This window comes from Pseudomonas sp. RC2C2 (genome assembly GCF_018390435.1).
GTDB lineage: Bacteria > Pseudomonadota > Gammaproteobacteria > Pseudomonadales > Pseudomonadaceae > Aquipseudomonas > Aquipseudomonas donghuensis.
Window position 1 is genome coordinate 3,400,022 of sequence record NZ_JAHBAX010000001.1, and the last position, 22,035, is coordinate 3,422,056.

At 62.2% G+C, this 22,035-nt stretch carries 19 protein-coding genes; 11 read left to right on the forward strand and 8 right to left on the reverse strand.

Annotation, left to right across the window (positions count from 1 at the left end; all coding sequences use genetic code 11):
• Nucleotides 1-32 precede the first annotated feature (32 nt).
• Nucleotides 33-1,379 carry a carbohydrate porin gene (locus tag KHO53_RS15695; RefSeq protein WP_010220169.1) on the forward strand — a complete coding sequence of 449 codons (1,347 nt, stop codon included), beginning with the start codon at nucleotides 33-35 and terminating at the stop codon, nucleotides 1,377-1,379.
• A 143-nt stretch (nucleotides 1,380-1,522) separates the two neighbouring features.
• Nucleotides 1,523-2,377 (forward strand): D-hexose-6-phosphate mutarotase, encoded by an 855-nt coding sequence (locus tag KHO53_RS15700; protein ID WP_010220167.1) that lies wholly within the window; start codon nucleotides 1,523-1,525, stop codon nucleotides 2,375-2,377.
• Here KHO53_RS15700 and hexR read toward each other — a convergent pair.
• The gene (hexR, locus tag KHO53_RS15705; RefSeq protein ID WP_174242320.1) at nucleotides 2,370-3,230 is read right to left on the reverse strand and encodes a DNA-binding transcriptional regulator HexR; all 861 of its coding nucleotides are present in this window, start codon (nucleotides 3,228-3,230) and stop codon (nucleotides 2,370-2,372) included. The two genes, KHO53_RS15700 and hexR, sit on opposite strands and share 8 nt — an antisense overlap.
• Before the next feature lie 213 nt (nucleotides 3,231-3,443).
• Between hexR and zwf the strand changes: the two genes are divergently transcribed.
• The 5 genes from zwf (at nucleotide 3,444) to KHO53_RS15730 (ending at nucleotide 7,982) form a co-directional block, all read left to right on the forward strand.
• A complete protein-coding gene (gene zwf, locus KHO53_RS15710; RefSeq protein ID WP_010220164.1) occupies nucleotides 3,444-4,913 on the forward strand; it encodes a glucose-6-phosphate dehydrogenase in 1,470 nt (489 codons plus the stop codon).
• Nucleotides 4,900-5,613, forward strand: a complete 714-nt coding sequence (gene pgl, locus KHO53_RS15715; RefSeq protein ID WP_010220163.1) for a 6-phosphogluconolactonase — start codon at nucleotides 4,900-4,902, stop codon at nucleotides 5,611-5,613. The genes zwf and pgl overlap by 14 nt, the downstream gene beginning before the upstream one ends.
• 17 nt (nucleotides 5,614-5,630) lie before the next feature.
• Nucleotides 5,631-6,305 (forward strand): bifunctional 4-hydroxy-2-oxoglutarate aldolase/2-dehydro-3-deoxy-phosphogluconate aldolase, encoded by a 675-nt coding sequence (locus KHO53_RS15720; RefSeq protein ID WP_010220162.1) that lies wholly within the window; start codon nucleotides 5,631-5,633, stop codon nucleotides 6,303-6,305.
• A 175-nt stretch (nucleotides 6,306-6,480) separates the two neighbouring features.
• Complete coding sequence (locus KHO53_RS15725; RefSeq protein WP_036993986.1) at nucleotides 6,481-7,215, forward strand: monalysin family beta-barrel pore-forming toxin; 735 nt, start codon at nucleotides 6,481-6,483, stop codon at nucleotides 7,213-7,215.
• 56 nt (nucleotides 7,216-7,271) lie between these two features.
• Nucleotides 7,272-7,982: a monalysin family beta-barrel pore-forming toxin gene (locus KHO53_RS15730; protein ID WP_213570486.1), complete on the forward strand. Its 711-nt coding sequence runs from the start codon at nucleotides 7,272-7,274 to the stop codon at nucleotides 7,980-7,982.
• A gap of 66 nt (nucleotides 7,983-8,048) precedes the next feature.
• On the opposite strand, the gene KHO53_RS15735 is transcribed toward KHO53_RS15730, so the two are convergent.
• From KHO53_RS15735 to KHO53_RS15765, 7 genes are all read right to left on the reverse strand, one after another.
• Nucleotides 8,049-9,395, reverse strand: coding sequence for a coiled-coil domain-containing protein (locus KHO53_RS15735; protein WP_036993989.1), 1,347 nt, complete (start codon nucleotides 9,393-9,395; stop codon nucleotides 8,049-8,051).
• A gap of 4 nt (nucleotides 9,396-9,399) precedes the next feature.
• Nucleotides 9,400-10,839 (reverse strand): DUF6384 family protein, encoded by a 1,440-nt coding sequence (locus KHO53_RS25620; protein ID WP_249684319.1) that lies wholly within the window; start codon nucleotides 10,837-10,839, stop codon nucleotides 9,400-9,402.
• Nucleotides 10,839-11,978, reverse strand: coding sequence for a hypothetical protein (locus tag KHO53_RS15745; RefSeq protein WP_010220157.1), 1,140 nt, complete (start codon nucleotides 11,976-11,978; stop codon nucleotides 10,839-10,841). The genes KHO53_RS25620 and KHO53_RS15745 overlap by 1 nt, the downstream gene beginning before the upstream one ends.
• A gap of 165 nt (nucleotides 11,979-12,143) precedes the next feature.
• A complete protein-coding gene (leuA, locus tag KHO53_RS15750; protein ID WP_010220156.1) occupies nucleotides 12,144-13,817 on the reverse strand; it encodes a 2-isopropylmalate synthase in 1,674 nt (557 codons plus the stop codon).
• A gap of 311 nt (nucleotides 13,818-14,128) precedes the next feature.
• Complete coding sequence (locus tag KHO53_RS15755; protein WP_213570487.1) at nucleotides 14,129-14,953, reverse strand: peptidoglycan DD-metalloendopeptidase family protein; 825 nt, start codon at nucleotides 14,951-14,953, stop codon at nucleotides 14,129-14,131.
• A 3-nt stretch (nucleotides 14,954-14,956) separates the two neighbouring features.
• Nucleotides 14,957-16,336, reverse strand: coding sequence for an exodeoxyribonuclease VII large subunit (gene xseA, locus KHO53_RS15760; RefSeq protein WP_213570488.1), 1,380 nt, complete (start codon nucleotides 16,334-16,336; stop codon nucleotides 14,957-14,959).
• 85 nt (nucleotides 16,337-16,421) lie between these two features.
• Nucleotides 16,422-17,303, reverse strand: a complete 882-nt coding sequence (locus KHO53_RS15765; protein WP_213570489.1) for a LysR family transcriptional regulator — start codon at nucleotides 17,301-17,303, stop codon at nucleotides 16,422-16,424.
• Between the two features lie 114 nt (nucleotides 17,304-17,417).
• Between KHO53_RS15765 and KHO53_RS15770 the strand changes: the two genes are divergently transcribed.
• From KHO53_RS15770 to guaA, 4 genes are all read left to right on the forward strand, one after another.
• The gene (locus tag KHO53_RS15770; RefSeq protein WP_213570629.1) at nucleotides 17,418-18,188 is read left to right on the forward strand and encodes a sulfite exporter TauE/SafE family protein; all 771 of its coding nucleotides are present in this window, start codon (nucleotides 17,418-17,420) and stop codon (nucleotides 18,186-18,188) included.
• 18 nt (nucleotides 18,189-18,206) lie between these two features.
• On the forward strand, nucleotides 18,207-18,764 hold the full coding sequence (locus KHO53_RS15775; protein ID WP_026001132.1) for a hypothetical protein: 558 nt from the start codon (nucleotides 18,207-18,209) through the stop codon (nucleotides 18,762-18,764).
• 85 nt (nucleotides 18,765-18,849) lie between these two features.
• Nucleotides 18,850-20,319, forward strand: coding sequence for an IMP dehydrogenase (gene guaB / locus KHO53_RS15780; RefSeq protein WP_010220150.1), 1,470 nt, complete (start codon nucleotides 18,850-18,852; stop codon nucleotides 20,317-20,319).
• Nucleotides 20,320-20,445: 126 nt separating this feature from the next.
• Nucleotides 20,446-22,023 carry a glutamine-hydrolyzing GMP synthase gene (gene guaA, locus KHO53_RS15785; protein ID WP_010220149.1) on the forward strand — a complete coding sequence of 526 codons (1,578 nt, stop codon included), beginning with the start codon at nucleotides 20,446-20,448 and terminating at the stop codon, nucleotides 22,021-22,023.
• The last annotated feature ends 12 nt before the right edge of the window (nucleotides 22,024-22,035 follow it).

Consider the following 22,035-nt stretch of genomic DNA (forward strand, 5'->3'; position numbering starts at 1 on the left):
CCATCGAGAACAATAAAACGAGGAAACAAGGGATGGATCACTTCAAGCGTATCAAGCCACTGGCGCCATTGACCCTGCTGGCGGCCCTGGGCGTCAGTTGCGGGGTGCAGGCGGCCGGCGCCTTTGCCCCGGAGTCGAAATGGATGAGCGGCGATTGGGGCGGTACCCGTACCGAATTGCTGGAGAAGGGCTACGACTTCACCCTCGATTACGTCGGTGAGGTGGCCGGCAACCTCAACGGTGGCTACAACGACGACAAGACTGCCCGCTACAGTGACCAGTTCGCCCTCGGCGCGCACCTGGACCTGGAGAAGATCTTCGGTTGGCAGGATGCCGAGTTCAAGCTGGCGATCACCGAGCGTAGCGGTCGCAACCTGTCCAACGACCGTATCAGCGACCCGCGCGCCGGGCAGTTCAGTTCGGTTCAGGAGGTCTGGGGCCGCGGCCAGACCTGGCGCCTGACGCAGATGTGGGTCAAACAGAAGTACTTCGACGGCGCCCTGGACGTGAAGGTCGGGCGCTTTGGCGAAGGCGAGGACTTCAACAGCTTCCCCTGCGACTTCCAGAACCTGGCGTTCTGCGGCTCGCAAGTGGGCAACTGGGTGGGTGGCATCTGGTACAACTGGCCGGTCAGCCAATGGGCGATGCGGGTCAAGTACAACATCACCCCGGAGTTCTTCGCCCAGGTCGGCGTGTATGAGCAGAACCCCTCCAACCTCGAGACCGGCAACGGCTTCAAGCTCAGCGGCAGCGGCACCAAGGGCATGATCCTGCCGGTGGAACTGGTCTGGTCGCCGCAGGTCAATGGCCTGCCGGGCGAGTACCGCCTGGGTTACTACTACAGCACGGCCAAGGCCGATGACCTGTATGACGATGTCAATGGCCAGCCCCAGGCGCTGACCGGCGCCGCCTTCAAGTCGCATTCGAGCAAGCATGGCTGGTGGGTGGTGGCCCAGCAGCAGGTCACCGCGCACAACGGCGATGCCAACCGCGGCCTGAGCCTGTTCGCCAACTTCACCGTGCACGACAAGGCCACCAACGTGGTGGACAACTACCAGCAGGTGGGCATGGTCTACAAGGGTGCCTTCGATGGCCGGCCCAAGGATGACATCGGCTTTGGCGTGGCGCGCATTCACGTCAACGATGATGTGAAGGATCGCGCGCAACTGCTCAATCAGCAAAGCGGCATCGAGGATTACAACGACGCCGGTTTCGTGCCGATCCAGAAGACCGAATACAACGCCGAGCTGTACTACGGCTTCCACGTCACCAACTGGCTGACCGTGCGGCCGAACCTGCAGTACATCAAGAGCCCGGGCGGGGTCGATGAGGTGGATAACGCGCTGGTCGCCGGGTTGAAGATTCAGTCGTCGTTCTGAGGTGATATGTTGTAAATTTACGCATATTGTGACCGCTGTGCGGTCGATCGCTGGCAAGCCAGCTCCCACATGGGTTGCGCAGATCCTGTGGGAGCTGGCTTGCCAGCGATAGCGTTCCCACTGAATAACAAGAGTTCCCAGCCATGCCAGAGCACCCGCTACAACGTTTCTTCACCTCGCAGAGGCCGCGGCCGACCTTCGAGTGGGAGCGTTACCAGCAGCGCGATGTGCTGATCATCGATCACCCGCAATGCCAGGCGGTGTTCAGCCGTCAGGGTGCGCAATTGTTGCACTTCCAACCGCAGGGCGAGCGCCCGTGGCTGTGGTGTGCGGCGCAGTGGCCGCAAGTTGGCGCCATCCGTGGCGGCGTGCCGGTGTGCTGGCCCTGGTATGGCCGTCATCCCAGCGAGGACATGTGGCCGGCCCACGGCTGGGCGCGCTTGCTCGACTGGAAGCTGATCGACAGCAGCGAAGATGAACACGGCGTGACCCTCAAATGGCGCCTGCAACTGTGCGACTGGCAGGTCGACCTGTTGGCCAGGCTGGGTAAACGCATGGAGCTGCAGTTGAGTACCGAACACCAGGACAGCCAGCCTTGTCAGTTGAGTCATGCTCTGCTGGCTTACTGGCGTATTAGTGACGTTTCTGAGATAGCGCTATCTGGGCTGGAAAACATTGAAGGTTACGACCGTTTGAACCGTCAATCCTGTCGCCAGAAGGGCGCTTTGAAGGTCCACGGCGGTTGCCAGCGGGTGTTTCCCAATGCGGCGACCCTGCAGTTGCACGATCCGGCTTGGCAGCGCCAGCTGTGCATCGATACCGGTGACAGCGAGGATACCGTGGTCTGGCACCCCGGCAGTCGGCCGTTGATGGGTGTCAGTGGCAGCGAAACCCTGGGCTTCGTCTGTGTCGAGGCGGCCAGTGGCAGCAGTGACAGCCTGAGCCTGGCGCCAGGGGAGCAAGCACACCTGCGTTTGCAGGCGCACCTGCTCAGTTGAGTTCGTCGTCGATCGGGTAACGGCTGGCGTTGAGGCTTTCCTTGATTTTGCGCAGGTGCGGCTGGAAGTCGACGCCGCGGCGCAAGGTCATGCCGGTGGCCAGCACGTCGAGCACGGTCAGCTGGATGATTCGCGAGGTCATCGGCATATAGATGTCGGTGTCTTCCGGCAGCGGGATGTTCAGGCTCAGGCTGCTGGCCTTGGCCAATGGCGAGTCGGCGGCGGTCAGGCCGAGTACCGAGGCGCCGTTTTCCCGGGCCAGGCGCGCGACTTCAACCAGCTCGCGGGTGCGCCCGGTGTAGGAGATGATCACGAACAGCTCGCCGGTGTGGGCCACTGAGGCCAGCATGCGTTGCATCAGCACATCGGCGTGGGCCGACACCGCCAGGTTGAAGCGGAAGAACTTGTGCTGGGCATCCAGCGCCACCGGGGCCGAGGCGCCGAGGCCGAAGAAGTGGATCTGCCGGGCCTGGATCAGCATGTCGACGGCGCGGCTGATCAGCTGCGGATCCAGTTGCTGGCAGGCACTGTCCAGCGAGGCGATGGCGCTGCCGAAGATTTTCTGGGTGTAGGACGCCGGATCATCGTCGGCTTCCACTGCCCGGCTGACGTAGGCAGCGCCGCTGGCCAGGCTCTGCGCCAGTTGCAGCTTCAGTTCGGGGTAGCCGCTGACGCCGAACGAGCGGCAAAAGCGATTGACCGTCGGCTCGCTGACCTTGGCGGCCTGGGCCAGGGCGGCAATGCTGAAACGGGTGGCTTGCTGGGGGTTGAGCAGGATGACTTCGGCGACTTTACGCTCAGCCTTGTTCAGCTCTTCGAGGCGGCCCTGGATCTGCTCCAGGAGGTTTCGCACGCGGTCCATGGGTGTTTTCCTTGGGTCGATGAGGCACCCGGCTGGTGACAGCTGCGGGCTTTTGACACGGTGGCCTATCGTACTGATGGCATGGGTGGCACACCACTTGAATCTGTCCACTGGGTGAAATGTTGTGGTTTTTACTACATTATTCCTTGAAAACTGCGATTGAAAACGGTATTTCTACGTCAACTTGATAAAAGAACCAACATCATGGCTTCGATCAGCGTTGAACCCTGCACCTTTGCCCTGTTTGGCGCCCTTGGCGACCTGGCCTTGCGCAAGCTATTTCCGGCGCTTTATCAGCTCGACCGGGCCGATTTGCTGCACGCCGACACCCGCGTGCTGGCCCTGGCCCGCGAGGCGGGCAGCGTTGAACAACACCTGGCGTCGATAGAAGCGCATCTGCGGGAGTTCGTGCCCGCCGGGCAGATCGAGGCGCCGGTGTTGCAGCGCTTCCTGGCCCGCCTGAGCTACCTGCACGTGGATTTTCTCCAGGCCGATGACTATCAGGCCCTGGCCGAGCAGGTTGGCAGCGACAGCCAGTTGATCGCCTACTTCGCCACCCCGGCGGCGGTGTATGGCGGCATCTGCGAGAACCTCGACAAGGTTGGCCTCAGTGCCCGTACCCGGGTGGTGCTGGAAAAACCCATCGGCCATGACCTGGAATCCTCACGGCGGGTCAACGACGCCGTGGCCCAGTACTTTCCAGAAAACCGCGTCTACCGCATCGACCATTACCTGGGCAAGGAGACGGTGCAGAACCTCATTGCCCTGCGTTTTGCCAACAGCCTGTTCGAAACCCAGTGGAACCAGAACTCGATTTCCCACGTGGAAATCACTGTCGCCGAAAAGGTCGGTATCGAAGGGCGCTGGGGCTATTTCGACAAGGCCGGGCAACTGCGCGACATGATCCAGAACCACCTGCTGCAACTGCTCTGCCTGATTGCGATGGACCCGCCCAGCGATCTCTCGGCCGACAGTATCCGTGACGAGAAGGTCAAGGTGCTCAAGGCCCTGGCGCCGATCAAGGGCGAGGGCTTGAGCACGCAAGTGGTGCGCGGCCAGTACATTGCCGGCTACAGCGAAGGCAAGCCGGTGCCCGGTTACCTGGAAGAAGACAACGCCAACGCCCAGAGCGACACCGAAACCTTCGTCGCTCTGCGTGCCGATATCCGCAACTGGCGCTGGGCCGGGGTGCCGTTCTACCTGCGCACCGGCAAGCGCATGCCGCAGAAGCTGTCGCAGATCGTCATCCACTTCAAGGAAACCCCGCACTACATCTTCGCCCCGGAACAGCGTTTGCAGATTGGCAACAAGCTGATCATCCGCCTGCAACCGGACGAAGGTATCTCGCTGCGGGTGATGACCAAGGAGCAGGGCCTGGACAAAGGCATGCAACTGCGCAGCGGGCCATTGCAGCTGAATTTCTCGGATACCTGGCGTAGCGCGCGGATCCCCGATGCCTACGAGCGGTTGTTGCTGGAAGTGATGCGCGGCAATCAGAACCTGTTTGTGCGCAAGGATGAAATCGAATACGCGTGGAAGTGGTGCGATCAGCTGATCGCCGGCTGGAAACAGTCGGGCGACGCGCCCAAGCCCTATGCCGCCGGTTCCTGGGGGCCGATGAGCTCGATTGCACTGATTACCCGCGATGGGAGGTCCTGGTATGGCGATATCTGAACTGCAACTGCCGGCAACCGTCACGGCACATGATTTCAACACCGCGCCGCAATTGGCCGAAGGGCTGGCCAAGGACGTGGCCGGGCGCCTGAATATGGCCATTGCAGCTAAAGGCCAGGCCACCCTGGTAGTGTCCGGTGGACGCAGCCCGGTGGCTTTCTTTGCGGCGCTGCTCAAGCAGCCGCTGGACTGGTCGAAGGTGCTGGTGACCCTGGCTGACGAGCGCTGGGTGCCGGTCGAGCATGCTGACAGCAATGCCGGCCTGCTCAAGCGCCATTTGTTGACCGGTCCTGCTGCCAAGGCGCGTTTCCTCAGCCTCTATCGCGCCGCAGGCAGTCTTGAGGCCGCTGCGCAGGAAGCCGATCAGGCCCTGGCCGAACTGCCAGGGATCGACGTACTGGTGCTGGGCATGGGCGACGATGGCCATACCGCCTCGCTGTTCCCCAACAGCCCGAACCTTGCCGAAGGCCTTGACCCAAGCAGCCCGCGTCGCTGCCTGGCGATGCGGGCGCCGGCGGTGCCGCATCAGCGCTTGAGCATGACCCGCGCACTGCTGGCCCGTGCCGGCTTTACCGCCTTGTCGGTGCAAGGTGCGGGCAAACTCGCTACCCTGCGCGCCGCGCTGGCCGGCGACGACTCGGCGCAAATGCCGATTCGCGCCTTCTTACAAGACCCTCTGGATATTTACTGGTGCCCATGAGCCAAGGATCTGCCGTTATGACCACGCATGAACTGAAACAGCCGGGAGCTTCCATGGCCGACAAGATTGCCCGGATCGATCAGATCTGCACCCAGGCGCGCATTTTGCCGGTGATCACCATCGCTCGCGAAGAGGACATTCTGCCCCTGGCCGACGCTCTGGCCGCCGGTGGCATCAAGACCCTGGAAGTGACCTTGCGCTCCGCCCACGGCCTCAAGGCCATCCAGGTGCTGCGTGAGCAGCGCCCGCAGCTGTGTATCGGGGCGGGCACGGTACTGGACCGCAACATGTTTGCCGCCGTGCAAGCGGCCGGCGCGCAGTTCGTGGTCACCCCGGGCATCACCCAGGACTTGCTCGAAGCGGGCGTCGACAGCGACATTCCGCTGCTGCCCGGCATCAGCACGCCGTCGGAAATCATGATGGGCTACGCCCTCGGCTACCGGCGCTTCAAGCTGTTCCCGGCCGAGATCAGCGGCGGCGTGGCGGCGATCAAGGCCTATGGCGGCCCGTTCGGCGACGTGCGCTTCTGCCCCACCGGTGGGGTCAATCCGGGCAATGTGAAACAGTACATGGCCCTGGCCAATGTGATGTGCGTGGGCGGTACCTGGATGCTCGACAGCAGCTGGATCAACAACCGCGACTGGGCCCGCATCCAGGCTTGCAGCGCCGAGGCCCTGGCCCTGCTGGACTGAAACCGAATTCGTTGTGTGCTACACGGCTTTGAGGTGCGCTTGGTCGGCGCACCTTTTTTTTTTGCCTGTGATTTTGTCGAGGGTGTTGACGCTCAAGGGAAGCATGTCCGGCTGTCGAGATGATCGACCGCGCCGTACGGTTAAAAGGCTGAACGACTTTTAACTGAGGTGCGTTATGCAAGACGAAGAAGTACATGAGGCAGTCGGGTTCCCGCTCAAGTGCGGGTCATACGAAATTGAACGCTATTTGATCGGTGATCAGAACTTCACCCGGGGCTGCTGGCTTGACGGGCAGTCAATCTACGGCGACGTCAACTTCAAGGAGCGCAAATGGCCGACCATCAGCCGGCCGGTTTTTGCCTATCTGGCTTATGTTGATACGCGGGTGATACAGGGTACTGGCAATCAGACCATGGAAGTCACCGCTGCTCAGGGGCATCACCTTTGGTTCTTCAAGGGCACGGCCAAAGACTGTTCCGTGGCGCCGGCGATTGATCAAGTCAATGCGTTTTCAAACCTTCAAACCGGGATGAATTCCGAGCAGGCCTGGGCACCCGCACGGCCGCAAAAACAATCGTTACTCGTCCCGGGTGGCGAGACCTACCTGGTTTATCAGGTGGCCCTGGTCTATGCCCATCGCGCATTCGGTGCTGCTGACACTATCGGCAGCCTGTTCAGCTCCAATCATACCTGCGTCACGCGGACTGAGGGGCGAAAGGACTTGTTGTTCCTTTCCTCGGTGACAACCAATCGGCTTTGCGCCCGCGAACTGGATCGAGAGGTGGAACAGCCTCTGTCCAGAGACGATCTGTTCAAATTGATATTGCTCGACAAGTACTCCGCGGCTGTCAATGCCGGCGCCTGGAGTTTTGATATGGACGCGCTTAACGATCCGCGTAAACGCTACTGATCAGCAGGCGTGCCTGGACATTACCGACGTTACCCGTTTTGACAAGGAGTTCACCGATGAATCAGCAACCGGCAATACGCGACTTGCCTTTTAAAGAAGGCGCCTATGAAATTGATCGCTACTTGTTTGCAGAAGGCGCATCCAGTTATGGATGCTGGGTAGAGGGCCTGACAGTAGAAGGTGGTGTCAGCTACCTGGGTTCTTCTTGGAACGTTCAGACACGACCCATCTTTGCTTACCTTGAGTACCTCAGGCCGTTGGTCAACAAGCTCAGTGTTGAACAGACCTTTAAAGTCACTACCCAGCAGGGGATGAGCAAAAGTTATGCGACCGCCGTCTCGAAAACCTACGGCGCTGGGGTAAAGCTGGGGGCGATCAAAATAGGTGCGGAGATCACTGAGGCCAGCGTCTACGGCGAGGCCTTTTCCGAGTCCAGCACTGACGAGTGTTCATTGTCTGTTCCGGCCCATGCGACGAACTATGTTTATCAAGTCAACATGGTCTATGCGCACAAGATGCTGGCGGGCGGCAAGCTTAAACAGGCGGCGGATAACAATCTCGTCGACCTGGTCGTTGATGAATATAATCGCGTGGTTCGAGAAGACCTGGTCTTTCTCACGTCGTTTGCTACGCAGAAAATTGTCATGTTGCCCAGCGACGCATCCATCAATCCCTTCAGCTGGGAGCAGATCAAAAAAGCGGTCCTGTTTGAGGGCTACCAGCACTATAACGAAGAGCAGGGCGATATCGGATTCTGGGGTTTTTGACCACCTCAGAGGCTGATGGCCTGTACGCCAGCCACGCCTGAAATCCGGGCGTGGCTGGCTGGGTACTCAAAAGCTGTCGCTGGTGCTGAAGCCCCCACCACCGCTGCTGCTGGAGCTGGAAAAACCGCTACTGCTCGAACTTGAACTACTGGAGCCGGAGCTCGACCAACTGCTCGACGAAGAGCCGCTGGATGACGAGCTGCGCGGCACCAGGCGCCGGCCACTTTGCAGCAGGGTTTCCAGGGCGTGCAGGCTGAGATCGCGCGTCATGTAGTCGGCCAGCAAGCGGTCGAAGCTCAAGCTGGTGTTATAGCTGTAATCGCTGTCTCGGTAGTAATCGGTGCGCAGTGCCCGCTCCAGTTCCTTGGCTCGTTCGTAGTCACGCAGGGCGCGGTCATGCTGGTCGCGCAGGTCCGGCAAGCGCGCCTGTACATCCTGCAGGCGCGGGTACAGTTCCTTGAGCTGGGCGGCGATCTTGTCATCGTTGCTGTCCGGGGTTTTTTGCACTTCGACCAGCAGTTGTTCGATCGTTTGCGCCTGCAGGCGCTCGGTGATGTTCTGGCGGATCCGCAGGTAGTGCGGGTCCTGCTTGCCGGCAAAAGCGGCCAATTGCTGGTGCTGCTCGTTGGCCCGCGCCTTGGCAGCGGCGATATGTTTGTTCAGCGTGGTGTCTTCGCAGGTCAAAGGGTCCATGCCCGCCGCCGTTCGCGCCTGGGCCAGGTGCTGGTCAACCGCGGCTTGCCGCGTGGCAATCAGGGCCAGGCGCTCGCCTTGCTGTTCTTCGTTGCGCGTCTGCATGGCGCGCAGGATCAGCTCGTTGCTGCGGTTACCCTGGTAGTTGACGCGCTTGGCCAGCTTGTTGTCGAGCCAGCGGTGCAGAAAGTTGTAGCGGTACTGGTCGGTGCCGTAATCACGTTTGAGCAGGTGGTAATAGATCGGGTTGGCACTGTAGGAGGGCAGCTTGTCGACGCACTCCTGGCGGATCTCGGCGTAGCCGGTAATCGCTTCGCGATTGGCCTCTTGCGCGGCGAGCAGCTGCTCCTCCAGCTCGCACCAGGCAGGTTCGAGCGCCAGTTGCTCCTTCACCTGGCGCTCGATGCTTTCAATGCGCTCGCGCACGGTGTGCTGGCTGGTCAGCGAGGCGGCAATATCGCTTTCGACCTGGGCAAGTTCCGCGCGCAGTTGCACTTCGGCCTCCTGGCGTGCCTGCAGTTGCAGCAAGGTGTCCTGGTCGAGGGCCGGGCGATGTTCAAGCTTGAGCGTGACGATATTGCTCAGGCGCGTGAGGATGTCCTGCTCCAGGCGTGCTTCCTGATCGCTCAGGGCCGACAACATCTGCTCGGCGCTGCGCAGCAAGGCCTCGCTGCTGCGGGCGTTCTGTGCCACGGTGCTGGTGAGGGTACTAGGCGTCATGTGTTCACCAGTCCAGGATCATGTCAGGGTTGCTCGTGGTGCGCTGGTTGAAGCGCAGGGTCAGCGAATTGGCAGCCTTGCTGCCCATCATGCGCTCATCGACATGGCCGTCGTCGAGCTTGTCCTGCTTGACCTTGAGGTATTCGGCCTGGCTGACGCGCACGCCGAACAAGCGGGTCCAGCGTTGTTTGCCGGTTTCAGAGCTGGTGACCGGGACATTGGCGCTGATGCCAGCCGGGTCGGTGGCCTCGACCACCAGGAACCAGCTCTTGCCTTTGTCGGTGGCCTCGCCGCGGTTGCAACCGGCGGCGTCGTAGCAACGCTCGACCCCGGACTTGATCCCGGTGCGGTCCACGACCTGGATCGTCAGCGCAACGGCCGCGAAGTCGAGCATCTGCTCAAGATGCTTAAGCTGACCTTGGGCCTGGAAGGTGTCCTGGGTGTCCAGGCTGTTGCTGGCTTGCGCGAACAGCGCTTGCAGTTGCGCACGATCGCCAGCGGCCAGGGGCATCGCCTTGAAGCGCTGCAGCAGTTGCTCGCGCAGGGTGAGCTGCTCCAGCAAGCTGCTGGTATAAAGGATCTGCTCAGCCAGTTCGTTGACCTGCCGGGTGGCTGTTTTCAGCGTTTTATCGTCCTTGACCTGCAGCAGTTGCTGGTCGGCCAAGCTGGCAAGCTCCTTGAGCTTGGCAAACCGCTTGATGCCTTCCAGGTAGGTCGGTGTGGCCAACAGGCTGGCCAGCTCATCGCGCTGTTTGTAGATGCCCTCGACCGTGGCTAAGGCGTACCGGCTCTCGTACAGGTTGTCGCGGGCCTGCTCGAGCTGCGCCTCACGCTGCTCGACCAGCGCCTTGACGCTGTCGCGGTTGGTCTTGTGGATGAAATCCGGCACATCGCTGGCAAAGCTCTGATCCAGTGGCGGCAAGGTTTGCCGGACGTACTCGAGCAGGCGGCTGACAGCGGCATCGGGCTGTGCCACAGCCTTTTGCTGCAATTGCTCAAGCTTCTCGTGCTGCTGCTGGATGTTGCTGCGCAGGTCTTGATCACGACGAAGCAGCTCACGGGCACTGTTCTGGACTTCCACCGTCACGCCGGTGTCATGGGCGATGCGTGTGCACTGGGTGATCAGCGCCGCGGCAATGAGCGCCAGAAATAGCTTGTAGAGCTGGCTGCGCGCCATTGATGCCTTGCTCAGCAGCCTTTGCCACCCGCTCAGCGGCGGGGCTTCGAACATCAGCCGACGGGCGAAGAACTCGCGCACGCCCTGGTCGATCAGCGCCTCGTCGAAGGCGATGTTGTGGCTCTGGTAGTAGTCACGAATACGCGCCGCGACTTCGGCGCGGCGCTTGGGCAGGTTCAGGTGTTCCTGGAGCTGCATCTGCTGGTGGCGCAATTCGTCGACGAACGCCATCGCTCCGAGCTGTTCGGAGAGTGGAATGCTACTCATCAGGCCGCCTTGCTGAGCAGCGCGGCGAATTTACGTTTGGCATCCTCGACCGCGGCGGCGATGTCGCGCGAAGCGTTGCTCGATTCTGCCCGGTAGGTTTCGGTGAGGCTGTTCATGTCGGTCTGGAACGACAGCGTGGCATCGGCCAGGGCGCGCACCGAATCGACCTTGATGGTCGAGCCGTAGCTGGCCTTGACCGCGGCTTCAAGCTGCTGGTTGCCGGTGCTGCCCAGGGCTTCGAGGCCCTTGCTGATACCGTCAGTGGTGGCGTTGAGGGTATGGGTGGCCTCGGCCAGGCCGCTGTTGGCGGTGAACGACACGGCCAGGCCGGTGAGTACCACTTCGTTGGTCGAGAAGAACGAGACCATGCGCTGGTACTGGCGCTCCTTGATCACGTGCACCTGGTTGATCCGGGCGAAGACCATCTCGGCAGTGTTGTAGCCGACCTTGAGGTCATCGGCGATGTCCTTGACGATCTGGTAGCGCTTGTCTTCATCCTGCAGGGCGCGTACGGCTTCGTCGCGGCGCAGTTCCAGGGCCGCGCGTTGGGCCGGCTCGGCCGATTCGGCGGCGGCGACCTGCTGGTTGGCCTCATTCAGTTCGGCGGTGCGCTGTTCCAGGGCCTGGCCGGCAATGGCCAGCACCTGCTGGGCTTCGACCTCGGCGGCTTTCATGGCCATGCGAAAGTCCATATAGGATTCGAGGATCACCGTCTCGCGGCTGATCTGGTCGTTGGCCGACTTGCACACCTGCAGGTAGTTGTCGCGAATGTCGTTGAAGCGGCTGGGGATCGAGCCGCGGCGCATGTTCATCCAGGCCAGCTTGAGTTTTTCCATGCTGTCCAGGCGCCCGTCGTCCATCCAGCCGGCCATGGCGGCAGCGTCTTCACGGATCGAGGTGAAGCTCTGGGTGATGTCCATGAAGCGGGTGGAGATGTCCATGCCCTCGATCTGCTCGCGAACCATGCCGTTGAAGGCGGTGGACTGCTGCAGAACCGTGGCGATGGAGGTGACCTTGGTGGTGTCGTATTGTGCAACGCGGTCCAGCAACACCAGGACAGGCGCGTCCTGAACGGGGCGAACGAGGTTGATGCCGATGGTGCGCAGGCCGCTCAGTGCCCGCTCGAGGTAGTTGCTCATCGAGTGTCCTTTCATGATGTGCGCGCAGCGCAAGGTAAAGCGAGGAGGGGAGTATACCGGGGCTTGTCGGTAAGCTGACCGACGATTTTCACAGGCGCAAACGAAAGTGCCCGCCTCGGGAAGGAGGCGGGCACTTCAGTTACAGCGTACAGCTCAGGCTGTGGCTCAGGCGGCCTTGGCTGCTTGTTGGCTCAGCGAGCGGTTCAGGGCACTGAACAGTGCCTTGAAGCTGGCCGTGGTGATGTTTTCATCGATACCCACGCCGTGCACTGGGCGGCCACCAGCGACGCGCAGTTCGATGTAGGCCGCCGCCTTGGCGTTGGTGCCGGCACCAATGGCGTGCTCGTTGTAGTCCATGATCTCCACGGCGATCGGCAAGCCGGCCACCAGGGCTTCGAGGGCGCCGTTGCCCTTGCCGCGCCAGTGCAGGGTGGTTTCGCCCTCTGCGGCGACTTCCACCTCCACCGCGCTGTGGCCGTTCTCTTCCTGCAGGCGATGGCTGACCAGGGCGTATGGCGAGTTGGCCTGCAGGTACTCGCGGTGCAACAGCGAGTGGATCTGCTGGGCGGTCATTTCCAGGCCCAGGCGGTCGGTTTCGCCCTGCACCACCTGGCTGAACTCGATCTGCATGCGCCGTGGCAGGCTGATGCCGTATTCCTGTTCGAGCAGGTAGGTGATGCCGCCCTTGCCCGACTGGCTGTTGACGCGAATCACAGCTTCGTAGCTGCGGCCGATGTCAGCCGGGTCGATCGGCAGGTACGGCACTTCCCACTTGGCGTCTTCTTTCTGCTGGGTGAAGCCTTTGCGGATGGCGTCCTGGTGCGAGCCGGAGAACGCGGTGTGCACCAGGTCACCGACGTACGGATGACGTGGGTGCACGGGGATCTGGTTGCACTCCTCGACCACCTTGCGCACGCCGTCGATGTCGGAGAAATCCAGCTCAGGGTCGATGCCCTGGGTGTAGAGGTTCAACGCCAGGGTCACCAGGTCGACGTTGCCGGTACGCTCGCCGTTACCGAACAGGCAGCCTTCGACACGGTCGGCGCCAGCCATCAGGCCCAGCTCGGTGGCGGCTACGCCAGTGCCACGGTCGTTGTGGGTGTGCAGGCTGATGATCACGCTGTCGCGGCGGTTGACGTTGCGGCCGAACCATTCGATCTGGTCGGCATAGATGTTCGGCGTCGAGACTTCGACGGTGGCCGGCAGGTTGAGGATGATCTTGTGCTCAGGGGTCGGGTTCCACACCTCGATCACTGCGTCGCAGACTTCCTTGGCGAACTCAAGCTCGGTGGCGCTGAAAGTCTCCGGAGAGTACTGGAAGGTCCACTGGGTTTCCGGCTGCTGGGCGGCGTATTTGACGAACAATTTTGCCGCGTTCACCGCGATGTCTTTCACGCCTTGTTTGTCCTGGTTGAAGACAATGCGGCGGAACGACGGGCTGGTGGCGTTGTACAGGTGAACGATGGCCTTTTTCGCCCCGCGCAGGGATTCGAAGGTGCGCGCGATCAGGTCTTCACGGGCCTGGGTCAGCACCTGGATGGTGGTGTCATCCGGGATGTGGCCATCTTCAATCAGGGTGCGCACGAAGTCGAAATCGGTTTGCGACGCGGACGGGAACGAGGCTTCGATTTCCTTGACGCCAACGCTGACCAAGGTCTTCCAGAAGCGCAGCTTCTTCACCGCATCCATCGGTTCGATCAACGACTGGTTGCCATCACGCAGGTCCGAGCTGCACCAGATCGGCGCCTGGGTGATGGTCTTCGAAGGCCAGGTGCGGTCCGGCAAGTTGACGGTCGCGAAGGCGCTGTATTTTTTCGAAGGGTCTTTGAGCATGGTCATGAAGGCAATCCTTGAATGTGCGGCCTTGAAAGGGGCCCGCCGAACGAAAACGAGATGAAAAGGCGAGGCGACGCGATTCAGCTTGGTAGTCGTGCACTGACCAGGCAGAGGCTGCGGTGTTGACGAAGCAGGATGAGGGTCTGAAAGGTTTTCATGGCTTCAACCCTAACCAGTGGGGTTAAAGATGGCAAGCCTTGCAAAAAGATTGAGATAAATGCTTAAAAAATGCAGATTGTCGAGATTTTATGGCGGGTAATTTATGAAAAGACCGCGCCAGTTGCGCGGTCTTTTTGAATGGCGCAAACCAGGCATCAGGGCTGGAAGGCACCGATGAAGATCGCCGGATCGACCCGCGCATCGTTGAGGCTGACGTTCCAGTGTATGTGCGGACCGGTGGCGCGGCCGGTCGCGCCGACGCGGCCAACCACGGCGCCGCGGCTGAGCTGCTGGCCGGGCTTCACGTCGATCCTGGACATGTGGCAGAACATGCTGATGAAGCCCTGGCCATGGTCGACGAACACCGTGTTGCCGTTGAAGAAGTAGTTGCCGATCAGGATCACCTTGCCGTTGGCCGGAGTCTTGATCGGCGTGCCGGCGGGTACGGCGAAGTCCAGGCCGGCGTGCGGGTTGCGCTCTTCACCATTGAAGAAGCGGCGCACGCCGAACTTGCTCGACAGCGGGCCATTGACTGGTTTGTCGAGGATCAGGTTGCTCGGCAGGGTGGGGCTGAAGCTGCGATAGGCCTTGATCTGCTCGGCAAGCTCGGCATCGATGCGCTTGAGGTCGGCCGGGTCGGGATTGACCTGGCGTTTGTTCTTCAGGGTGATGCGCTGCTCCGGGTACTTCTTGCTGCCCACGGTGAAGCTAAGGGTGCGGCTGCCCAGGGTGAGCTGTGCAGTGCCGGGCTTTTGCGTCAGCGGCAGGCCGACGATGGCCAGCCAGGTGTCCTGTTCCCTGACCACCAGCACCGGCTTGCCATCGAAGCGGGCGCTGGGTGCCGTGGCGGCCGGGCCCAGGTCGATCACGGCGACGCCGCCGGGTACCGGCTTGTTCAGTTGGCGGGTGATGTAGCTGGCCTGGGCGCTGCTGGCGAACATCAGGCATAGCAGTAACAGTGGGGCAAACAGACGGCGCATGATTCAGTCCAGTAAAGAGAGCGTGACCGGAGTCAGGTGGTTGTCTTCGACCCGCACCTGCAGTTCGCCTTCGCCCAGGCGGGCGGTCAGGCGCTGGCCATTGTGGGTCTGGGTGGCAGTGCGGATGGCCTGGCCACGCTCATCGAGCAGGATGCTGTAGCCACGGCCCAGGGTCGCCAGGGGACTGACCACGTGCAGGGTCTGGGCCTGCGCTTGCAGGCGTTGGCGACGATCCTTGAGCGTCTCGCGCATGGCCCGCGGCAGGCGTTCGGCGAGGCTGTCCAGACGCTGCTTGAGCAGGGCCAGGGTGCGCCCGGGGTGTTGCGCGGCCAGGCGTGTGTCCAGGCGCGCGAGGTGCTCGCGACGCTGGTTCAGGCGCTGCGCGAAGGCGCGGCGCAGGCGCATGTCCAGATCGTCCAGGCGCTGGGCCTGCTGGCGCAGGCGTTCGCCCGGATGACGCAGGCGCCGGGTCAGGCTGTCCAGGCGCAGGCGCTCGTGCAGCAGGCGGCTCTGGATGCGTAGCAGCAGGCGGCGCTTGAGGCTGTCGATGCGCCGTTGCAGGTCGCTGCTGTCCGGCGCCAGCAGCTCGGCGGCGGCAGATGGCGTCGGGGCGCGGACGTCGGCGACGAAGTCACTGATCGAGACATCGGTTTCATGCCCGATAGCGCTGACGATGGGGGTCTTGCAGGCGGCGATGGCGCGGGCCACGGCCTCTTCGTTGAAGCACCAGAGGTCTTCCAGCGAGCCGCCGCCGCGGGCCAGGATCAGTGCGTCGAAGCCGCGGCTGTCGGCCAGTTGCAGGGCGCGGACGATCTGGCTGATGGCTTCGCGGCCCTGCACGGCGGTGGGGATCAGGGTCAGCTCGACTTGCGGCGCACGGCGTCGGAACACGCTGATGATGTCGCGGATCACCGCGCCGGTGGGCGAGCTGACGATGCCGATGCGCTGCGGGTGAGCGGGCAGGGCGAGCTTGTTTTCAGCACTGAACAGGCCTTCGCCGCCGAGCTTTTCCTTCAGCGCTTCGAAGGCCAGACGCAGGGCACCGTCGCCTGCCGGCTCGACGGTGTCGAGGATCAGTTGGTAGTCGCCACGGCCTTCGAACAGCGAGACCTTGCCGCGCACCTTGACCGCCAGGCCGTCGCGCAGGGCCTGGCGGACTCGAGCGGCGTTCTGGCGGAACAGTGCGCAGCGCACCTGGGCGCCGCTGTCCTTGAGGGTGAAGTAGACATGACCGGAGGCCGGGCGGGCGAGGTTGGAAATCTCGCCTTCGACCCAGACATTGCGGAACACGTCTTCCAGCAGCACCCGGGCGCGGCCGTTGAGTTGGCTGACGGTCAGGACTTCGCGGTCCAGGCCGAGTCTTTCGAAGGGGTCTTTGATCATGGGCTGCATCATAAAGGATTGTGGCTTGGGGGTGTCAGTGGGGGCAGTGGTGTCTGCATCGCTGGCTTGCCAGCGATTGGGGCCCTTAGCCTTGAATATGACTCACAAACTGCTCAACCAAAGCCCCTGCATCGCGCCGATAGGCCATCGCCACCGTGCTGCGGCAACCCTCATCGGCCAGCGCAATGAAGCGCAGCGAAGGCGGGGCAATCTGCGCCATGCATTGCGGCAGCAAGGCCACCCCAAAGCCTGCCTGGATCAACTGCAACTGGGTGGTCTTGCGCGATACCACCCGCGCTGCCCTGGGAAAGAACCCTTCACGCATGCACAGTTCGGCTGACAGGTAACTCAGGCCGCCACGCTGGCGATGGGGGATGGAAATAAACGCCTGCTCACGCAACTGCGCCAGGCGCACGCTGGTTTCCCGCGCCAATGGATGATCCTCGGCGACCGCCAGCAGCAACGGCTCTTCGAACAGCGGTTGCACGCACAGGCCTTCATGTTGACGCAGGACCGGCAAGCGCAGCAGGCCGACTTCCAGGCGACCTTCAGCCAATTCCACCAACTGCGCCTCGGACGACTGTTGGGCGATTTCCATGGACACGCCCGGGTTGTCGTGCAGATAGCCGCTGAGCCGTGCCAGCAACTGCCCGGTCAATGGTACGGTGCTGGAATGGTTGAGGCGCAGGCTGCCACGCACGCCCTGGCCAACCTCACGGGCCAGGCGTTCGGCTTTTTCCAGGTCCACCAGCAAGGTCCGCGCCCTGGGCAAAAAGGCCTGGCCCGCTGCGGTGAGGCGCGGCTGGCGGGCGGTGCGCTCGAACAGCAGGGTGTCGAGCTGCGATTCCAGCTCCTTGACCTGCCGGCTCAGGGCCGACTGGGCGATGAACAGGCGTTCGGCCGCAGCGCTGAAGCTACCGCTTTCGGCGATTTCGACGAAGTAACGCAACTGACGGGTAGAAATCATTGGTGCTATGCCGTTTCAAGATGGCTGATCAGGTAATTGCATATTAGTCGGCATGGCTTGCCTCTGGCTAAAGTTTCCCGACCTCCTCTGATGAAAGCCGCCATGATCCCGACCCTGTTTGCCCAATTGCCCTTTACCTCCCTCGACTGGCTGCCGATCCTGCTCGGCGTGGCCGCAGCCTATGTCGTCTTCGGCATCGCCGGTTTCGGCACCGCGTTGGTGGCCGGCCCCGTGCTGATCAACTTCATGCCGCTGTCGCGGATCATCCCTTTGCTGGTGTTGCTGGACTTTGTCGCCGCCTTCGGTAACTGGCTGCCGGCGCGCAAAGCGGTGGCGCGCCCGGAACTGATGCGCCTGCTGCCGTGCATGGCGTTGGGCTGCACCCTGGGCGTGGTGTTTTTGCTCAACCTCAAGTCCGACCTGTTGCTGTTGCTGATGGGTTTGTTCGTCAGCGCCTATGCCCTGTACAGCCTGGCGGTGAAGGTCAAGCCGGCGCAGTTGTCTGCCGCCTGGTCGGTGCCGATGGGGACGGCAGGCGGCCTGTTCGGTGCCTTGTTCGGCAGCGGTGGCTTTCTATACGCCCTCTACCTCAATGCCCGCCTGCCTTCCAAGGAACAGGCGCGGGCAACCCAGAGCGCGTTGATCAGTTGCAGCACGGTGGTGCGCCTGAGCCTGTTCCTGATTGCCGGTGTGTATGCCGACCGGCCGCTGTTGCTGCTGGCGCTGTGCTTGTTGCCGATGATGGCGTTCGGGGTGTACCTGGGCCGGCGCCTGACCCTGAACATGTCGCGCGACACCTTCGTACGCCTGGTCACCTGGCTGGTGCTGGCCAGCGGCATTGCCCTGATCGGCCGCTACCTGAGTGCGGTAAACTGGTACCTTTGAACCTGTTTGGCCGCTGTCATGACAACCCAGAGCATTATTGTCCCGAAGATTTCCACCGTCCCCGTGCATGAGGCCCGCGCCCGGGCAATCCTGCGCTGGCTGGTGCGCGAGAAGGTCGTCGAGGAGCAACTGAGCACCTGCGGCAGCACCGGCAACCGCATGGCCTACGCCATCGCCGAAGGTGCGCGCAAAGTGGTCGAGCATCCCGAGTTGCTGCCGTATGGTCAGCCGGTCAATGGCCTTGAGGTCATTACCAAGCGCTGCATCTATACCCCGACCGAAGGGTTTCTCGAAGAAGCCGGCTGCGCCGAGTGCCGCAAGGAAGTCGGCGTGGCGCTGTTCGAAAGCCTGGAGGACTGGATGCCCGGGCGAACGGAAAACTTCATCTGCCCATTGTGTGGTCATGAAGACGACATCAACGGCTTTCTGTTCCTGCAACCGTGCGCATTTTCCAATCTCGGTTTCATCTTCAATAACTGGAGCGCAGCGGGGTTCAAGCAGGCTTTTCTGGATAACTTCGCCGATTGGCTGGACCACCCGGTAGCCGTGGTGCAGGTAACTCGCGCAGGCAACTGACCGAAGGCCCATCTTTGCATTGAGCGAAGGGCACTGGATGAGTATAATGGCGCGCTTCCATTTTTCCCGCCCGGGAGCCCCCGCGATGCTGCGTATCAGCCAAGAAGCCCTGACCTTCGACGACATTCTCCTAGTGCCTGGTTATTCAGAGGTGCTACCCAATGAAGTCAGTCTCAAGACCCGTTTGACCCGTGGCATCGAGCTGAATATTCCGTTGGTTTCCGCCGCCATGGATACCGTGACCGAAGCCCGTCTGGCCATTGCCATGGCCCAGGAAGGCGGCATCGGCATCATTCACAAGAACATGACCATCGAGCAGCAAGCTGCCGAAGTGCGCAAGGTCAAGAAGTTCGAGGCTGGCGTGGTCAAGGACCCGATCACCATCGAGGCCGACGCCACGGTACGTGACCTGTTCGACCTGACCCGGCTGAACAACATCTCCGGCGTACCGGTGCTGCACGATGGCGACCTGGTCGGCATCGTCACCTCCCGTGACGTGCGCTTCGAAAACCGTCTGGATGCCACCGTCCGTGAAGTGATGACGCCTAAAGAGCGCCTGGTCACGGTCAAGGAAGGCGCCGACAAGAACGAAGCCCGCGAGCTGCTGCACAAGCACCGCATCGAGCGCGTGCTGATCGTCGACGACAACTTCGCCCTCAAGGGCATGATGACCGTCAACGACATCGAAAAAGCCAAGGCCTACCCGCTGGCCAGCAAGGACGACCAGGGTCGCCTGCGCGTCGGTGCTGCGGTCGGTACCGGCAAAGACACCGGTGACCGCGTTGCGGCGCTGGTTGCCGCTGGCGTTGACGTGGTGGTGGTCGACACTGCGCACGGTCACTCCAAGGGCGTGATCGATCGCGTTCGCTGGGTCAAAGAGAACTTCCCGCAGGTTCAGGTCATCGGCGGCAACATCGCCACCGGCGCTGCCGCCAAGGCCCTGGCCGAAGCCGGCGCTGACGCGGTCAAGGTCGGTATCGGCCCGGGCTCGATCTGCACCACCCGTATCGTCGCCGGTGTCGGTGTGCCGCAGATCAGCGCCATCGCCAACGTCGCTGCGGCCCTTGAAGGCACTGGCATCCCGTTGATCGCCGACGGTGGCATCCGCTTCTCCGGTGACCTGTCCAAGGCCATCGTTGCCGGTGCTTCGGCCGTGATGATGGGCTCGATGTTCGCCGGTACCGAAGAGGCTCCGGGCGAGATCGAACTGTTCCAGGGTCGCTCCTACAAGGCTTATCGCGGCATGGGTTCGCTGGGCGCCATGTCCCAGGCCCAGGGTTCCTCCGACCGTTACTTCCAGGACTCCTCGGCCGGCGCCGAGAAGCTGGTACCGGAAGGTATCGAAGGCCGCGTGCCGTACAAGGGCACCCTGACCGCGATCATCCACCAGCTGATGGGCGGCCTGCGCTCCTCGATGGGTTACACCGGCAGTGCCAACATCGAAGAGATGCGCACCAAGCCTGAGTTCGTGCGCATCACCGGTGCCGGCATGGCCGAGTCCCACGTGCATGACGTACAGATCACCAAAGAAGCGCCAAACTATCGGGTCGGCTAACGCCTCCAGCGGCAAGTGACAAGCTTCTAGCTCCAAGCGGTAGTTGCTCTGCAGCGGCTACCGCGTAATTCCCGAACAACTTGCAGCTTGCAGCTTGAAGCTTGCAGCTGCATCAGAGATTGAGTCATGGCCCTCGACATTCACGCTCACCGCATCCTGATCCTCGACTTCGGTTCCCAGTACACCCAGCTGATCGCCCGCCGCGTGCGCGAAATCGGCGTGTATTGCGAACTGCACCCGTTCGACATGGACGATGAAGCGATTCGCGAATTCGCCCCGCGCGGCATCATCCTCGCCGGTGGCCCCGAGTCCGTGCACGAAGCCGACAGCCCGCGCGCGCCACAGGCCGTCTGGGACCTGGGCGTACCGGTGTTCGGTATCTGCTACGGCATGCAGACCATGGCCGAACAGCTGGGCGGCAAGGTTGAAGGCTCCGAGCTGCGTGAGTTCGGCTATGCCCGCGTCGATGTAGTCGGCAAGAGCCGCCTGCTCGATGGCATCGAAGACCACGTCGATGCCGACGGCGTCCTCGGCCTGGACGTGTGGATGAGCCACGGTGACAAGGTCACCCGCATCCCGGAAGAGTTCCACATCCTGGCCAGCACCCCGAGCTGCCCGATCGCCGGCATGGCCGACGACACCCGTGGCTACTACGGCGTGCAGTTCCACCCGGAAGTGACCCACACCAAGCAGGGCGGTCGCATCCTCTCGCGCTTCATCCTCGACATCTGCGGCTGCGAAGCACTGTGGACGCCGTCGCACATCGCTGAAGACGCCATCGCCCAGATCCGCGCCCAGGTTGGCAGCGACAACGTTCTGCTCGGCCTGTCCGGCGGCGTCGACTCCTCGGTGGTCGCAGCCCTGCTGCACAAGGCCATCGGCGACCAGCTGACCTGCGTGTTCGTCGACAACGGCCTGCTGCGCCTGCATGAAGGCGAGCAAGTGATGGCCATGTTCGCCGAGAACATGGGCGTCAAGGTAATCCGCGCCAACGCCGAAGAGCAGTTCCTGACCAACCTGGCCGGCGAGGCTGACCCTGAGAAGAAGCGCAAGATCATCGGTCGCACCTTCATCGACGTGTTCGATGCCGAGTCGAACAAGCTGCACAACATCAAGTACCTGGCCCAGGGCACCATCTACCCGGACGTGATCGAGTCGGCTGGCGCCAAGAGCGGCAAGGCCCACGTGATCAAGTCGCACCACAACGTCGGTGGCCTGCCGGAAGAGATGAACCTCAAGCTGGTCGAGCCGCTGCGCGAGCTGTTCAAGGACGAGGTTCGCCGCCTTGGCCTAGAGCTGGGCCTGCCGTACGACATGGTCTACCGTCATCCGTTCCCGGGCCCGGGCCTGGGTGTGCGCATCCTCGGTGAAGTGAAGAAGGAATACGCCGACCTGCTGCGTCGCGCCGACCACATCTTCATCGAAGAACTGCGCAAGGCCGACTGGTACCACAAGGTCAGCCAGGCCTTCGTGGTGTTTCAGCCGGTGAAATCGGTGGGCGTGGTCGGTGACGGCCGTCGTTACGCCTGGGTCGTGGCCCTGCGTGCGGTCGAGACCATCGACTTCATGACCGCGCGTTGGGCGCACCTGCCTTACGAGCTGCTGGAAACCGTCAGCGGCCGGATCATCAACGAGATCGAAGGCATCTCCCGCGTCACCTACGACGTGTCGAGCAAGCCGCCAGCGACCATCGAGTGGGAATGATCCCGCTGCGTG

What these genes read in the sequence shown, in the direction of transcription:
- KHO53_RS15745 (WP_010220157.1), bottom strand. Translation starts at nt 11,978, where the DNA reads ATGAGCAACTACCTCGAGCGGGCACTGAGCGGCCTGCGCACCATCGGC.
- KHO53_RS25620 (WP_249684319.1), bottom strand. Translation starts at nt 10,839, where the DNA reads ATGAGTAGCATTCCACTCTCCGAACAGCTCGGAGCGATGGCGTTCGTC.
- pgl (WP_010220163.1), top strand. Translation starts at nt 4,900, where the DNA reads ATGGCGATATCTGAACTGCAACTGCCGGCAACCGTCACGGCACATGAT.
- leuA (WP_010220156.1), bottom strand. Translation starts at nt 13,817, where the DNA reads ATGACCATGCTCAAAGACCCTTCGAAAAAATACAGCGCCTTCGCGACC.
- KHO53_RS15720 (WP_010220162.1), top strand. Translation starts at nt 5,631, where the DNA reads ATGACCACGCATGAACTGAAACAGCCGGGAGCTTCCATGGCCGACAAG.
- KHO53_RS15735 (WP_036993989.1), bottom strand. Translation starts at nt 9,395, where the DNA reads ATGACGCCTAGTACCCTCACCAGCACCGTGGCACAGAACGCCCGCAGC.
- KHO53_RS15700 (WP_010220167.1), top strand. Translation starts at nt 1,523, where the DNA reads ATGCCAGAGCACCCGCTACAACGTTTCTTCACCTCGCAGAGGCCGCGG.
- guaA (WP_010220149.1), top strand. Translation starts at nt 20,446, where the DNA reads ATGGCCCTCGACATTCACGCTCACCGCATCCTGATCCTCGACTTCGGT.
- KHO53_RS15775 (WP_026001132.1), top strand. Translation starts at nt 18,207, where the DNA reads ATGACAACCCAGAGCATTATTGTCCCGAAGATTTCCACCGTCCCCGTG.
- KHO53_RS15765 (WP_213570489.1), bottom strand. Translation starts at nt 17,303, where the DNA reads ATGATTTCTACCCGTCAGTTGCGTTACTTCGTCGAAATCGCCGAAAGC.
- KHO53_RS15695 (WP_010220169.1), top strand. Translation starts at nt 33, where the DNA reads ATGGATCACTTCAAGCGTATCAAGCCACTGGCGCCATTGACCCTGCTG.
- zwf (WP_010220164.1), top strand. Translation starts at nt 3,444, where the DNA reads ATGGCTTCGATCAGCGTTGAACCCTGCACCTTTGCCCTGTTTGGCGCC.
- guaB (WP_010220150.1), top strand. Translation starts at nt 18,850, where the DNA reads ATGCTGCGTATCAGCCAAGAAGCCCTGACCTTCGACGACATTCTCCTA.
- xseA (WP_213570488.1), bottom strand. Translation starts at nt 16,336, where the DNA reads ATGATCAAAGACCCCTTCGAAAGACTCGGCCTGGACCGCGAAGTCCTG.
- KHO53_RS15725 (WP_036993986.1), top strand. Translation starts at nt 6,481, where the DNA reads ATGCAAGACGAAGAAGTACATGAGGCAGTCGGGTTCCCGCTCAAGTGC.
- KHO53_RS15730 (WP_213570486.1), top strand. Translation starts at nt 7,272, where the DNA reads ATGAATCAGCAACCGGCAATACGCGACTTGCCTTTTAAAGAAGGCGCC.
- KHO53_RS15755 (WP_213570487.1), bottom strand. Translation starts at nt 14,953, where the DNA reads ATGCGCCGTCTGTTTGCCCCACTGTTACTGCTATGCCTGATGTTCGCC.